This is a genomic window from Ensifer soli, assembly GCF_041928815.1.
GTDB lineage: Bacteria > Pseudomonadota > Alphaproteobacteria > Rhizobiales > Rhizobiaceae > JBHFEI01.
Genome location: NZ_JBHFEI010000017.1, coordinates 23,566 through 37,237 on the forward strand (window position 1 = coordinate 23,566; position 13,672 = coordinate 37,237).

Annotated in this window: 14 protein-coding genes; 3 read left to right on the top strand and 11 right to left on the bottom strand. The window is 66.9% G+C overall.

The features are described 5' to 3' along the window. Positions 1–2 precede the first annotated feature (2 nt). On the bottom strand, positions 3–353 hold the full coding sequence (locus ACEVQ6_RS20150; protein WP_374890840.1) for an ArsC family reductase: 351 nt from the start codon (positions 351–353) through the stop codon (positions 3–5). 170 nt (positions 354–523) lie between these two features. On the opposite strand from ACEVQ6_RS20150, the gene ACEVQ6_RS20155 reads away from it, so the two are divergent. Beyond that, the gene (locus ACEVQ6_RS20155; RefSeq protein ID WP_374890841.1) at positions 524–1,264 is read left to right on the top strand and encodes a metallophosphoesterase; all 741 of its coding nucleotides are present in this window, start codon (positions 524–526) and stop codon (positions 1,262–1,264) included. On the opposite strand, the gene atzF is transcribed toward ACEVQ6_RS20155, so the two are convergent. From atzF to ACEVQ6_RS20195, 8 genes are read right to left on the bottom strand one after another with little or no spacing between them, the layout of a single operon-like run. Next, positions 1,265–3,067 (bottom strand): allophanate hydrolase, encoded by a 1,803-nt coding sequence (gene atzF / locus ACEVQ6_RS20160; RefSeq protein ID WP_374890842.1) that lies wholly within the window; start codon positions 3,065–3,067, stop codon positions 1,265–1,267. Further along, positions 3,064–3,417, bottom strand: a complete 354-nt coding sequence (locus ACEVQ6_RS20165; protein ID WP_374890843.1) for a cupin domain-containing protein — start codon at positions 3,415–3,417, stop codon at positions 3,064–3,066. Before ACEVQ6_RS20165 ends, atzF begins: the two co-directional genes overlap by 4 nt. Next, positions 3,410–4,078: a cysteine hydrolase family protein gene (locus ACEVQ6_RS20170; protein WP_374890844.1), complete on the bottom strand. Its 669-nt coding sequence runs from the start codon at positions 4,076–4,078 to the stop codon at positions 3,410–3,412. The genes ACEVQ6_RS20165 and ACEVQ6_RS20170 overlap by 8 nt, the downstream gene beginning before the upstream one ends. Next, positions 4,078–5,625, bottom strand: a complete 1,548-nt coding sequence (locus tag ACEVQ6_RS20175) for an ABC transporter ATP-binding protein (protein ID WP_374890845.1) — start codon at positions 5,623–5,625, stop codon at positions 4,078–4,080. Before ACEVQ6_RS20175 ends, ACEVQ6_RS20170 begins: the two co-directional genes overlap by 1 nt. Beyond that, on the bottom strand, positions 5,622–6,323 hold the full coding sequence (biuH, locus tag ACEVQ6_RS20180) for a biuret amidohydrolase (RefSeq protein WP_374890846.1): 702 nt from the start codon (positions 6,321–6,323) through the stop codon (positions 5,622–5,624). The genes ACEVQ6_RS20175 and biuH overlap by 4 nt, the downstream gene beginning before the upstream one ends. Before the next feature lie 42 nt (positions 6,324–6,365). Beyond that, a complete protein-coding gene (locus ACEVQ6_RS20185) occupies positions 6,366–7,292 on the bottom strand; it encodes an ABC transporter permease (RefSeq protein WP_374890889.1) in 927 nt (308 codons plus the stop codon). Then, positions 7,292–8,419, bottom strand: a complete 1,128-nt coding sequence (locus ACEVQ6_RS20190; RefSeq protein ID WP_374890847.1) for an ABC transporter permease — start codon at positions 8,417–8,419, stop codon at positions 7,292–7,294. The genes ACEVQ6_RS20185 and ACEVQ6_RS20190 overlap by 1 nt, the downstream gene beginning before the upstream one ends. Positions 8,420–8,445: 26 nt before the next feature. After that, on the bottom strand, positions 8,446–9,573 hold the full coding sequence (locus ACEVQ6_RS20195; RefSeq protein ID WP_374890848.1) for a BMP family ABC transporter substrate-binding protein: 1,128 nt from the start codon (positions 9,571–9,573) through the stop codon (positions 8,446–8,448). A gap of 317 nt (positions 9,574–9,890) precedes the next feature. Between ACEVQ6_RS20195 and ACEVQ6_RS20200 the strand changes: the two genes are divergently transcribed. After that, positions 9,891–10,610, top strand: coding sequence for a GntR family transcriptional regulator (locus tag ACEVQ6_RS20200; RefSeq protein ID WP_374890849.1), 720 nt, complete (start codon positions 9,891–9,893; stop codon positions 10,608–10,610). A gap of 15 nt (positions 10,611–10,625) precedes the next feature. On the opposite strand, the gene ACEVQ6_RS20205 is transcribed toward ACEVQ6_RS20200, so the two are convergent. Beyond that, positions 10,626–11,000 carry a cell division protein ZapA gene (locus tag ACEVQ6_RS20205; protein ID WP_374890850.1) on the bottom strand — a complete coding sequence of 125 codons (375 nt, stop codon included), beginning with the start codon at positions 10,998–11,000 and terminating at the stop codon, positions 10,626–10,628. A gap of 43 nt (positions 11,001–11,043) precedes the next feature. Continuing rightward, complete coding sequence (locus ACEVQ6_RS20210; RefSeq protein ID WP_374890851.1) at positions 11,044–11,316, bottom strand: DUF4164 domain-containing protein; 273 nt, start codon at positions 11,314–11,316, stop codon at positions 11,044–11,046. A gap of 349 nt (positions 11,317–11,665) precedes the next feature. Here ACEVQ6_RS20210 and tkt point away from each other — a divergent pair, with 349 nt between their 5' ends. Then, positions 11,666–13,648: a transketolase gene (gene tkt, locus ACEVQ6_RS20215; RefSeq protein ID WP_374890852.1), complete on the top strand. Its 1,983-nt coding sequence runs from the start codon at positions 11,666–11,668 to the stop codon at positions 13,646–13,648. The last annotated feature ends 24 nt before the right edge of the window (positions 13,649–13,672 follow it).

Consider the following 13,672-nt stretch of genomic DNA (forward strand, 5'->3'; position numbering starts at 1 on the left):
GGTCAAACCGCAAACAGCTTGGCATAGTGCTCCGGCCTGAAGCCGGCGGTCAGGCGGCCGTCGATGTCGAGCACCGGGCGCTTGATCATCGAGGGCTGGGCGAGCATCAGCGCGATCGCCTTTTCCGCGTTAAGGCCGCGCTTCGCCTCCTCGGGCAGCGCGCGGAACGTCGTCCCGGCCCGGTTCAGCACCGCCTCCCAGCCGAGTGCTGCGACGAAGCGCGACAGCGTTTCCCGGTCGATGCCGGAGGCCTTGTAGTCGTGGAAGGCGTGCGGAACCTCCCGGGCGTCGAGCCAGGCCCGCGCCTTCTTCATCGTGTCGCAGTTCCGGATCCCGTAGATCGTCGTCGTCATGCGCGCGGTCCCTGCTGTCGTTCCGGCGGCCATATCACGGGGAGCCGGGGCCGGGGAATGCGGCGCCGGCAATTTTCCGCGGCCCCGCTTGCGATGCGGCGGGCAAGGGCGCACAAAGGCCGCACCCTGCCGTTCGAAGCTGCGGACGACGTCTGACACGGGAGAGGCCGATGCCGATCGACGACGAGGCGCCGGGCGGGCGCCGAAAGCTCTTTCTCGACCATGCTCCCGAGCATGTCTATGCGATCGGCGACGTGCATGGCCATCTCGCCCTGCTCCTTGCGCTCGAGGCGCGGATCGCCGCCGACCGGCGCGGCCGCGCGGGCGAGGCGCTGATCGTCATGCTCGGCGATTATGTCGATCGCGGGCCAGCCTCGGCGGCGGTGATCGACCATCTCTTGGCGCCGCCGCCGCCCGGCTTCCAGCGCATCTGCCTTGCCGGAAACCACGAGCAGACCATGCTCGACTTTCTGGAGAGCCCATCCTTCGATCATGCGTGGCTCGAATTCGGCGGGATCGAGACGCTCGCTTCCTATGACGTCGCGCTGTCGCGGGGCGCCGACGGCAGGGCCTGCCTGCCGGCGGGCATGCTGCCGGCCGCCCATCTCGCCTTTCTGGAAGACCTTCCGTCGCTCCTCTCGTTCCCCGGCCTCTGCTTCGTCCATGCCGGCGTCGAGGCCGGCGTGCCGCTTGCGCGCCAGCGCGATGCCGTGCTGCTCTGGACGCGGCCGCGCCGCGGCGATCCCCCGCCCGATCCCGGGCTTCTGGTCGTGCACGGGCACACGCCAGTGCGGGGCGTCGACCTGCAGCCGTCGCGGATCAATGTCGATACCGGCGCCTTCATGACCGGCATCCTTTCCTGCGTGCGCCTGTCGCGCGGGGAGCTGCCCGAGGTGCTGCAGACCGGCTGATCAGGCGGCCTGCTGGCTTTCGACGAAGGCGCGCCAGCCGCCATGGGCGGAGATGTCGGTCGCGCCCTCAAGCCCGGCCGGTTCGCAGAGAAAGCCCTTGGCCGTGCTACCGTCGGCAAGGGCGATCGTGCCGATGCCGAGCGGGGCGGGGATGGCGGCGACGAAGCGGCCGAAGGCGGAAGGCGTCAGCCGCCAGACCTCGACCGCGATGGCGGCGCCGCTCCCCTGCGCCGCGCGGATCAGGCCCGGCTTTGCCGGAACCTGGCCGGCAAGGGCGTAGAGACGATAATCGGGCGTCGTCGTCACCGCGCGCGAGAAGCGGGCTTCGAGATCTCGAAGCTGGCCGTTCAGCGGCATGCCCGAGAGATGGGCGCCGACGACGACGAGCTCGATCAGGACGTCCTCCTCAACGATCGCCGGCGGGCGTGCCGGGGCCTGCGTCCAGCCGGTGGCGCCGAGCGGCAGGCCGCTTGCGGCATGGATGTCGCGCGCAAGCGCGGCCGTCAGCCCGTCCCGGCCGAAGGGCGCGAGCAGCGTGACGCTTGCCGGCAGGCCATCGCCGCGCGTTCCCGTCGGCACCGCGATGCCGCAGAGATCGAGCAGGTTGACGAAGTTGGTATAGGTGCCGAGCCGGGAGTTTTCCCGGATCGGTTCCGCCTCCAGCTCGGCCCTCGTGAAATGGCGCGGCGCCGTCGGCAGGCAGAAGAGATCGACCGAGGCGATCACCGGCGCGACCGCCTTCTTCAGCGCCTGCAGGGCGTAGAGCCCCTCGAAAGCGTCGGCCGCCGTCAGTTCGCTTGCCGCGCCGTAGATCTTTCGCGTGACGGGGTGGAAGCTGTCGATCTTCGCGTCGAAGAAATCCTTGACCGCGACATAGCGTTCCGCGACCCAGGCGCCTTCGTAGAGCAGGTTCGCGGTCTTGTAGAAATCGGCGAACGGGACTTCGACGATCCGGTGCCCGAGCCCGGAGACAAGGGCCAGCGCCGTTTCATAGGCGGCCTCCATCGCGGCGTCGCCGAAGAACTGGCGGTCGGCCTTTTGCGGTACTCCGACCGTCAGCACGGGGGCTGCCGGCGTGGGGGGCGGCAGCGTCCGGGAGTAGGGGTCCAGGGCATCCGGCTTCGCCGCGACGGAGAAGACTGAGAAGGCATCGTCGACGGTGAGCGCGAAGATCGACACGCAGTCGAGCGTGCGGCAGGCCGGTACCACGCCGGTGGTCGACAGCGCGCCGACGCTCGGCTTCAGCCCGACGATGTTGTTGAGCCCCGCCGGAATGCGGCCCGAACCGGCGGTATCGGTGCCGAGCGCGAAGGAGACGATGCCGTGTGCGGTCGCCACCGCCGAGCCGGAGCTCGACCCGCCGGGCACGAGCGAAGGGTCTATGGCGTTGCGCGGCACCGGATAGGGGGTGCGCACGCCGACGAGGCCGGTGGCGAACTGGTCGAGATTGGTCTTGCCGATGACAATGGCACCGGCGTTCTTCAAAAGACGCACGACGGTCGCGTCGGCCGCCGGCCTGTAGGCATAGTCCGGGCAGGCGGCGGTGGTCGGCATGCCGGCGACGTCGATATTGTCCTTGACGGCGAAGGGAATGCCCCAGAGCGGGAAGGTGTGCGGATCGAAGGGACCGAGCTTTTCCGCCTCGGCCAGGAGTTCGTCGCGCGTCGGCAGATGCAGGAAGATGCCGGGATCGTCGACCGCGTCGATGCGCGAAAGCACCGTGTCGATCATCTCCGCCGGCGTGAAGCCTGCAGCATAGGCTGCGTGCAGCGATGCGATGTCGAAGGCCTGTCCGTCCGTCATGATGCTGTCTCCTCGAGGATCAGGACCGGGCGGTCCCACTGGATGAGGACGACGCAGCCGTCCGTGCTCCAGACCGAATGTTCCGTGCCGGTGGCGTTCACCACCAGGCTGCCGGCCGGATAGTCCCCCGTCTCGTCCGACTGCGTGCCGTCGAGCACGAGGATCGTCTCCAGCCCCTCATGCCGGTGCCGCGGAACGGCGGCGCCGGGCTCGTATTTCAGCAGCGCCACGCCCGGCTGGTCGCCCGCAAAGCGGGTGATCCAGTGGAGGGTGACGCCGGGGCGGAAGGGCTCGAAGGCGAGGTCCTTCCAGCCGCCGGCGGTCAGCGCGGCGCGGGTCGTCTCAGCCATGCGCCAGTCCTTCCAGTATGTCGTCGACACGGGCGACCCAGCCGACGATCCCCCCTTGCGCGGTGATCATCGCGATGGCGGCCGCCTTGAACTCCGGAAAGTAGCTTTCCGTCGCCTCGTCGGCGAGCAGGCATTCGTAGCCCCGGTCGTTCGCCTCGCGCATCGTCGTCTGCACGCAGACCTCCGTCGTCACGCCGGCGAAGACGAGCTGCCGGATCGCCTTTTCTTTCAAAATCTCGCCGAGCGGCGTCGCATAGAAGGCACCCTTGCCGGGTTTTTCGATGACGACCTCGCCTTCGAGCGGCGCCAGTTCCGGCAGGATGGCCGTGCCGGGTTCTCCGGCGATCAGGATGCGCCCCATCGGCCCCTGGTCGCCGATGCGCAATGTCGGATTGCCGCGGTCGCGCTTGGCCGGCGGCAGGTCGGAGAGATCCGGCCTATGGCATTCCATCGTGTGGATCACGGGCAGGCCGGCGAGGCGGAAGCCTTCGATCAGCCTTGCGACGTCCGGCACGATTTTCGTGATCCGGCTGACATCATTGCCGAGGCTGGCGCCAAAACCGCCGGGTTCGGCGAAATCGCGCTGCATGTCGATGACGATCAGCGCGACCGCCTCTGTCGTGAGGGGGAAGGCGAAGGGGGAGGCGGGTATGTCGCGCATCAGTGATGTCCTGCCATATGGGCGCCGATCGCGGCCATGTCGGCACCGCGCGCCGGGGTCTCGTAGACGAGCCTTCCCTCGGACATGACGAGGATGCGGTCGGAGAGTTCGAGCAGTTCGTCGAGGTCCTCCGAGATCAGCAGCACGGCCGTGCCGGCATTGCGCGCCTTCATGATCCGGGCGCGGATCTCGGCGACGGCGGAGAAATCGAGGCCGAAGCAGGGATTGGCGACGACCAGCAGGTCGACATCCCCGGTCAGTTCCCGCGCCAGCACCGCGCGCTGGACATTGCCCCCGGAAAGCGCCGCGATCGGCGAGGCGGGCGAAGCCGTCTTCACCTTGAAATCCGAGATCAGCCTGCCTGCCCGCGCCTTCATCGCCTTCATGTCGAGCCAGATCGCGTCCTTGCCCGCCTTGTCGACGTCGAAGGTGCGGAAGGCGAGGTTCTCCGTCACCGTCATGCGCGGGGCGCAGGCATTGTTCAAGGGCTCCTCCGGGATGAAGCGGACATTGTTTGCCCGGGTCTCGCCGCGCGTCGCGCCGTATCTCTCGCCCTTGACGCTCACCATGCCGGCGTCGGTCGGCCGCTGGCCGGCAAGCACCTCGGCGAGTTCCTTCTGGCCGTTGCCGGAAATGCCGGCGATGCCGACGATCTCGCCGGATTTGACCGTGAGACTGTCGATGGCGATCTCCTTCAGGCCGGAGCGGTCCGGCGCACGGATGTCCGACATGGTCAGCACCGGTTTCGCGTCGGCCGGCGTCGGCATGCGTTCGTCGAGCTCGGCGAGCTTGACGTCGCCGATCATCATCGCCGCCATCGCCTTGGTCGAGAGGTCGGAGACCCTGCCGGTGCCGGTCATCCTGCCGCGCCTCAGAACGGTGACGGCGTCGGCGAATTTCGTCACCTCGTGGAACTTGTGGCTGATCATCAGCACGGTCAGCTCACCCCGTTCGGTCATGCCGCGCACGAGGCCGAGCATCTCGTCCGCCTCCTGCGGCGTCAGCACCGAGGTCGGCTCGTCGAGGACGAGGAAGGTGCGGCCGAGATAGAGCTGCTTGACGATTTCAAGCTTCTGCTTCTCTCCGGCGGCAAGCTCGCTCACCGGCCGGTCGAGCGGGATGCGAAACGGCATGCGCTCCATGAAGGCGGCGAGCGTCTTGCGCTCCTTTGCCCAGTTGATCACCGCCGGCACGCTCGTCCGGCTGATCACCAGGTTTTCCGCCCCGGTCAGCGACGGGACGAGGGTGAAATGCTGGTAGACCATGCCGAGCCCGAACCCGGCGGCGTCGCGCGGCGAGGCGATCGCCACCTCGCGGCCGTCGACCATCAGCTGGCCGGAGGTCTGGTGGTAGAAGCCCATGATGCATTTGACCAGCGTCGATTTTCCCGCGCCGTTCTCGCCGAGCAGCGCGTGGAAGGAGCCGGCCGGCACCTTGATCGAGACGTGGTCGAGCGCGGTGAAGGCACCGAAGCGCATGGTCATGTCCACCGTCTCGATGCTGACGGCGGGGGTGGATTTTTCCGGAAGCGCGTCGCCGACCTTCATGGCAGGTCCCTCACGAAAGCGGTGGAATTGGAGACGGAGCCGAAGACGCCGCCCTGCATCTTGACCATCTTGATCGCGGCGAGGTGGTTGCCGTAGTCCGTGGCGCCGCAGCAATCCTCCAGCATCAGGCATTCGAAGCCGCGGTCGTTGGCCTCGCGCATCGTGGTCGAGACGCAGACATCGGTGGTGATGCCGGTCAAGACGATGTTCTCGATGCGCTTCTGGTTGAGGATCAGTTCGAGGTCGGTGGCGCAGAACGAACCCTTGCCGGGCTTGTCGATGATCACTTCCCCGGGAAGGGGGTAGAGTTCCTCGATGATGTCCCAGCCCGGTTCGCCGCGCGTGAGGATGCGGCCGCAGGGGCCGGCGTCGCCGATGCCGGCGCCGATGCGCTGCGAGCGCCAGCGCTTGTTGGCCGGCAGGTCGGCAAGGTCCGGCCTGTGGCCCTCGCGGGTGTGGATGATGTGGTAGCCCTTGGCCCGCATCGCCGCGAGCACCTTTTTGATCGGTTCGATCGGCGCCTGCACCAGTGCCAGGTCATAGCCCATATGGTCGACATAGCCGCCCTTGCCGCAGAAATCGGTCTGCATGTCGATGATGATCAGCGCGGTGTTGTCGGGCCTGAGCTTGCCGTTCCAAGGCCAGTCGTAGGGATCGGCCTTGATGTAGTCGCCTGTCACCTCTGCCATCGCATCCATGTCGAAACTCCTGAGATCAGCGGTCATTCGGAAAAGCGGGAATCATTTGGTGATCGACAGCGCACCCGGCGCGCCGGCGAGCGCGCGCGTCGGCGAGGAGGTGGCGATCAGGATGGCGAGCGTCAGCACGTAAGGGGCGGCGTAGAAGAGGTAGTAGCCTTGCGTCACGCCGATCGATTGCAGCGCGGGCCCGAGCGCGCCGGCGCCGCCGAAGAGAAGGGCGGCGAAGAAGCAGCCGATCGGGTTCCAGCGGGCGAAGATGACGAGCGCCACGGCCATCAGGCCCTGGCCAGACGAGATGCCCTCGTTCCAGGAGCCGGGATAATAGAGCGAGAGATAGGCGCCGCCGACGGCGGCGAGCGCGCCGCCGACGCCAGTGGCGATCAGCCGGACGGTGTCGGGGTTGAGCCCCATGGCGCGCGCCGCATCCGAACTGTCGCCGACGACACGCAGGATCAGGCCGAGGCGGGTGTTGCGGAAGGCCCACCAGAGGAAGACGGCGAGCAGGCCGCCGAGGATGAACAGCACGTTGATGTTCAGCGCCGCCTGCACCTGCGGGCTTTCCGCCCAGCCGCCGAAAGGGATCGACGGCAGACGCGGCGCCGAGGGCTGGATGAAGGGCTTGCCGAGAAAGAAGGCGATGCCGAGGCCGAACTGCATCATGGCGATGCCGATGGCGATGTCGTTGACCTTCGGAAACTTGCAGATGAAGCCGTGCAGCAGGCCGAAGAGCACGCCGGTTCCCATGGCGGCGAGAACGCCGAGCCAGGGCGACTGGGTCATCACCGCGACGGCGTAGGCCGTCATCGCGCCGAAGACCAGCGTGCCTTCGAGCCCGAGATTGATGCGGCCGGAGCGTTCGGTGATCGCCTCGCCGAGCGAGACGAAGATGAAGGGCGTGGAGACGCGGATGGCGCCGGCGAAGATCGCGAGCGGCACGCCCCAGAGGCCGATGCCTGAGTCTTCCATCATGCGCTCCTTTTCCAGAGGTCGGGATTGAAGATCCTGAAGCGGCCGTAGAAGGTCTCGCAGAACAGGATGACAATGAAGAGCGTGCCCTGCAGCACCAGCACGGTGGCGTCGGGCAGGCCCATGCGCCGCTGGATCAGGCCGCCCGAGGCGTCGATGCCGCCGAGAAGGATCGCGACCGGGATGATCGCCAGCGGATTGTGGCGCGCGAGGAAGGCGACGAGGATGCCGGTATAGCCGTAGCCGGCGGCGATCGAGGCGTTGGCGCTGCCCTGCACCGCCGCGACCTCGACCATGCCGGCAAGGCCGGCGAAGGCGCCGGCGATCGCGGTGAAGCCGACGATCAGCCGGCCGACGGGCAGGCCCTGGATCTGCGCCGCGCGGACGTTGCCGCCGGCGATACGGGCGGCGAAGCCGAAGCTCGTCGCCTCGATCAGGATGTAGGAGACGAGGCAGGCGACGACGCCGATGACGAGGCCCCAGTGGACATCCATGCCGGGGATGTTGCCGAGCATGAACTCGGCCGGCAGCGGCGTGGTCGAGGGCTTGTTGAGCGAGGCCGGATCGCGCAGCGGCCCCTCGATGATCTGGTTCATCAGCGCGATGGCGATATAGGCCATCAGGAGGGAGGCGATCGTCTCGTTGACGCCGCGATAGTGGCGAAGCACGCCGACGAGGCCGATCCAGACGCCGCCGGCGATCATGCCGGCGATGCCCATCAGCGGCAGGACGATCACCGGCGGAAAGGTCGCCGTCAGCGGCAGGGCGATCGCCGCCCCGGCCAGCCCGCCGAGCACGACGGCACCCTCGCCGCCGATGATGACGAGGCCGAGCCGTGCCGGCAGCGCGACGCAGAGCGCCGTCAGGAGGAGAGGGGCCGCGCGGCTGAGGCTGTTCTGCCAGGAGAACCAGGAGCCGAAGGCGCCGGTATACATCAGCGTGAACAGCTGGACCGGCGACTTGCCGTTCAGCAGGATGAAGACGGAGAAGATCGCCAGGCCGGCGACCATCGCGCCGACGGCAATCGCGAAAGGTTCGCCCCTTCGGGCGAGCCATTCCAGGAAGGCCCGGCTTCCGGAGGTCCGGATGAGGGGCGGCAGGGCGGGACTGTTCACCTCGATCGTCATGGCGATCTCCTCGCTTCAACCGTCAATCACGACGTCGAGCCGATCACGCCCTCGACGAGGTAACCCATGCTTTCGAGCTCGATCGCGTCCTCGGCATAGGCCGTGCCGGTGGCAACGACGTCCGCGCCCTTGTTGTCCTTGATCGGACCCTTGAAGACGGAGAAGCCGCCGCCCGTCATCTCGGCGAGCGTTGCGTCGAATTTCTTCCGGGCCTCCTCCGACACGGCCGGACCGAGCGGGCTCATCTTGACGAAGCCGTCCTTCAAGCCGCCGCGGACGAAATTGCCGAGCGGCTCGCCGGCCTGGGCCTTCTTGATGAAATCGGTGTAGACGTTGCCCCAGGCCCATTCGGCGCCGGTCAGGTATTTTTCCGGCGCGAGCGGGCTCTGGTTGGCATGGTAGCCACAGACGAAGGCGCCGCGGCCGGCGGCGGTCTCGACCACGACCTTCGGGCTGTCGACATGGCAGGTGACGACGTCGACGCCCTGGTCGATCAGCGCGTTGGTGGCTTCCGCCTCCTTGACCGCCAGCGACCATTCACCGGTGAAGATCACCTGGCAGGTGATCGCCGGATCGACCGAGCGGGCGCCGAGCAGGAAGGAATTGATGTTCTGCAGCACCTGCGGGATCGGCTTGGCGGCGACGAAGCCGATCTTCTTGCTCTTCGAGGCGTAGCCGGCGGTGATGCCGTTCAGGTACTGGCCCTGGCCGATATAGCCGAAATAGGAGCCCGTGTTCATCGGGTTCTTGCCCTCCTGCCACAGGCCCCCGCAGTGGCGGAACTGCACGTCGGGATACTTCGCCGCCATCGCCAGCATATGCGGGTCGAAATAGCCGAAGGACGTCGGGAAGACGAGCGTCGCGCCGTCGAGGTTGATCATCGATTCCATCGTCTTCTGCACGTCGACGGTTTCGGGAACGTTTTCCTCCTCGACGACGGTCACACCCGGCAGCGCCTTGATGGCGGCCGCGCCCTCGGCATGGGCCTGGTTGTAGCCGTAGTCGTCCTTGGGGCCGACATAGATGAAGCCGACGGTCAGGGCTTCCTGCGCGACGGCGCGGCCGGCGAGGAGCGACGGCCCGAGGCCGAGCGTAAGGCCGGCGGCGGAGGAGGTGCGCAGGAATGTGCGGCGGGTAAGGGAAAGGCGGGTCATCGGCAGGCTCCCTGTTCAAGGCGGTTCAAAGGATCGCAGTGAACTGTATGCAACCTGCATGCCAATTTTTAAATCGAGTTAAATCATATGTTTACCGATATAAGGGATCGACCTATGTCAAAACTGCATGCAGTTTTTCCTCTTAAATGATGAAATTTTGTCCATTGATTAAAATTCTGTCTTATGTAGCGACCAGGCTCCGCACTTGCGGTGCCTCCCACGGGAAGTCCCGTCCCTGCGAGAATAAATATTGATAGATTTCAATATATTGTTGCGGGAATTGACAAGGTCTCCCGCGCCGTGCATGTGTATACAATATGAGTCATGATCGAGAATCGGCGTCCGTCCGGCGCCCGCGCAAGCGTGTCGTCGTCCGCTCGGGAACCACCGTCGAGCAGATGGTCCGGGCGATCGCCGACATGATCGTTACCGGCGTGATGCGTCCCGGCGAGAAGCTCGACGAAATCTCGCTTGCGGGCCGCTTCGAGGTGTCGCGCACGCCGGTGCGCGAGGCGCTCGGCCAGCTCTGCGCCATGGGCCTGGTCGCGCGGGAGCCGAACCGCAGCGCGGTCGTGTCGACGGTAACGCCGGACCATCTCGCCTCGATGTTCGAGGCGATGGCGGAGCTCGAAGGCATCTGCGCCCGGTTGTCGGCGCAGCGGATGACGGCGGAGGAGCGCCGCCTGCTCGAGGCCGAGCATCGCGCCTCCGCCCGCCTCGTCCATCGCAACGCCGAGGACGAGTACGAAGCGCACAATACCGATTTCCACACCCGTCTCTATCGGGGCGCCCACAGCGACCACATCACCGATCTCGCGATGCAGACGCGATCGCGCCTCGCCCCGTTCCGCCGCGCCCAGTTCCGCATTCCCGGACGTCTGACGAAATCCTTCGACGAGCACGAGGAGATCGTGCGGGCCGTGTTGCGGGCCGATGCGGCGGCGGCGGCGCGCGCGGCGCATGCCCATGTGGCGATCGTCAGCGATGCGAGCGCGGTGTTCGCCACCCGTCCTGCCGAAAGGCTCGCCATGCGTTGAGGCGGGTGCGCGGCGTCAGTGCCGCGCGACTGTCCGGCCGTTCAGCTTGGCGGTGATGCCGTTGAGGTCCGCGGCGACCTCGCCCAGCGCCGCGGCGATCGTCGCCTCGCTGCGTTCCTGCTCGGCGGCGAAGCTGTCGCGGGTCTGCCGCAGTGCCGCGACGTCGGCCTCGAGCGCCTTCAGCCGCCGGTTCACCTCCGAAAGCTCGTCGGTCACCATGATCCCGGCCATGACCGTGAGCCGCAGGTCGCCGATCTCGCCGAACTGCGACTTCAGATGGCCGACATAGCGGTCGAAACGCGCGGCAAGCTCGGTCAGGTGGTCTTCCTGGCCCTCCTCGCAGGCCATGCGATAGGCCTTGCCGTCGATCATCACCGTTATCTGCGCCATGACGCTTTTCCTTTGTCCCCTGTCGACGTCCGACCTGTCGGCGTCAGCGGTCGAGCACGGCGCGGATCGTTTCCATCGCCGTCACCAGCCGGCGCGAGACCTCGCGGTTGACCTCTTCGAGCCGGTTGGCGCGAAACTGCGACTGGTCGAGTTCCTGCGCGAGGCGTGACCGGTCGGTGTTGACCCGCCGTACCTCGCCCTCGATCTCGCCCTGGTCGCGTTCGCGCGCGAAGCGCGCATCGATCGCGCCATCGAGCCCGCGCACGGCCGCGCGCAATTCCTCGATCGCCGCCGCCACCTTCTGTCCTGCCGCCATGGTCCCGTTCCGCACGCTTGACGCGCGGCGCATCATCGCTGGAGGGCTCTCCGCGAATCGTCCGCCGCCTGCGCACACTTCACTGCCCCTAACGTAGGAAAGACCGGTGCCCGGCGTCAATCGCCGAAGCGGACCGCGCCCTTCCACACGGGGGTCGCTGACGCGCTTTTCCACCGTTTCACATCGATCGGGAGGGGGTGTCGCAGCGGCGTGAAAACCTGTCGCGCACGGGCCGGAACCCGGCGTTTTTATTGACTTGGTCCGCGCACCTGCTATGTGTCACCCGCTTCTCACACGGTCTTTGGAGGATAGAGACCGTTCCCTGACAATCCAACGCAACGGAACAGTCATGACTTCTCGTGAAACCCACAACCGGATGGCAAATGCGATCCGTTTCCTCTCCATGGACGCTGTCGAGAAAGCAAATTCGGGCCATCCCGGCCTGCCCATGGGCGCGGCCGACATCGCCACCGTGCTCTTCACCCGCTACCTGAAGTTCGATCCGAAGGCCCCCCTCTGGCCGAACCGCGACCGCTTCGTGCTGTCGGCCGGCCACGGCTCGATGCTCCTCTATTCGCTCCTCTATCTCACGGGCTATGAGGACATGACGATCGAGGAGGTCGCCAATTTCCGCCAGCTCGGGTCGCGCACCGCCGGCCATCCGGAATACGGCCATGCGAGCGGCATCGAGACGACGACCGGCCCGCTCGGCCAGGGGATTGCCACCGCCGTCGGCATGGCGATCGCCGAGCGCAAGCTTTCCGAGGAGTTCGGCGCCGGGCTGATCGATCACTATACCTATGTGATCGCCGGCGACGGCTGCCTGATGGAGGGCATCAGCCAGGAGGCGATCACGCTCGCCGGCCACCTGAAGCTCGACAAGCTGATCGTCTTCTGGGACGACAACAACATCTCCATCGACGGTCCGATCTCGATCGCCGATTCCACCGACCAGCATGCCCGCTTCCGCGCCGCCAACTGGCACACGATCGCCATCGACGGCCATGATCCGGACGCGATCGCCGCTGCCATCGAGGAAGCGCAGAAGTCCGACAAGCCGACCATGATCGCCGCCAAGACCGTCATCGGCTTCGGCGCCCCGAACAAGGCTGGCACGCACAAGGTGCACGGCTCGCCGCTCGGCAAGGACGAGATCGCCGCGACCCGCAAGGCGCTGAACTGGGAGTCCGAGCCCTTCGTCGTGCCCGCAGACGTGCTCGACGGCTGGCGCGACAGCGCCGTCAAGGCGTCTGCCGCCCATGCCGACTGGAACAAGGCGCTCGAAGCGACGGATGCCGGCAAGAAGGCCGAGTTCCTGCGCCGCTTCGCCGGAGACCTGCCGGAAGCGCTCGGGCCCGCGATCAGCGACTACAAGAAGAAGCTCGCCGAAACCAAGCCGAACCCGGCGACCCGCAAGGCGTCGGAAGACGCGCTGGAAGTGATCAACGGCGTCGTTCCGGAAACCGTCGGCGGCTCGGCCGACCTCACCGGCTCGAACAACACCAAGACCAGCCAGACCAAGTCGATCACGCCGACCGATTTCTCCGGCCGCTACATCCATTACGGCGTGCGCGAGCACGGCATGGCGGCGGCGATGAACGGCATCGCGCTGCATGGCGGCCTGATTCCGTATTCGGGCGGCTTCCTGATCTTCTCGGACTATTGCCGTCCGTCGATCCGGCTCGCGGCGCTGATGGGCATTCGCGTCATCCACGTGCTCACCCACGATTCCATCGGCCTTGGCGAGGATGGCCCGACCCACCAGCCGGTCGAGCACATGGCGGCGCTGCGCGCCATCCCGAACCTCCTCGTCTTCCGCCCGGCGGATGCGACGGAAACGGCGGAGGTCTGGCAGCTCGCGCTCGAAAGCCACAACCGCCCTTCGGCGATCGCGCTCACCCGTCAGAACCTGATGCCGGTCCGCACCGTCTACGAAGAGGACAATCTCTGCGCCCGCGGTGCCTATGAGCTGGTGCCCGCGGCCGATGCGAAGGTGTCGATCTTCGCCTCGGGCTCCGAGATCGAGATCGCCGTCAAGGCGGCCGAGACGCTGAACGGCAAGGGCATCGCCACCCGCGTCGTCTCCGTTCCCTGCGTCGAATTGTTCGAGGAGCAGGCCGACGGCTACAAGGCCTCGGTCATCGGCGACGCGCCGGTCAAGATCGCCGTCGAGGCCGCCATCCGCCAGGGCTGGGACCAGTTCATCGGCGCCGACGGCACCTTCATCGGCATGAAGGGCTTTGGCGCCTCCGGTCCGTACAAGGAGCTCTACAAGCATTTCGGCATCACGCCGGAGGCCGTCGTCGAGGCCGCCGAGGCCAAGCTCACCTGATGTTCAAGGCGGGGCCGGGCGTGA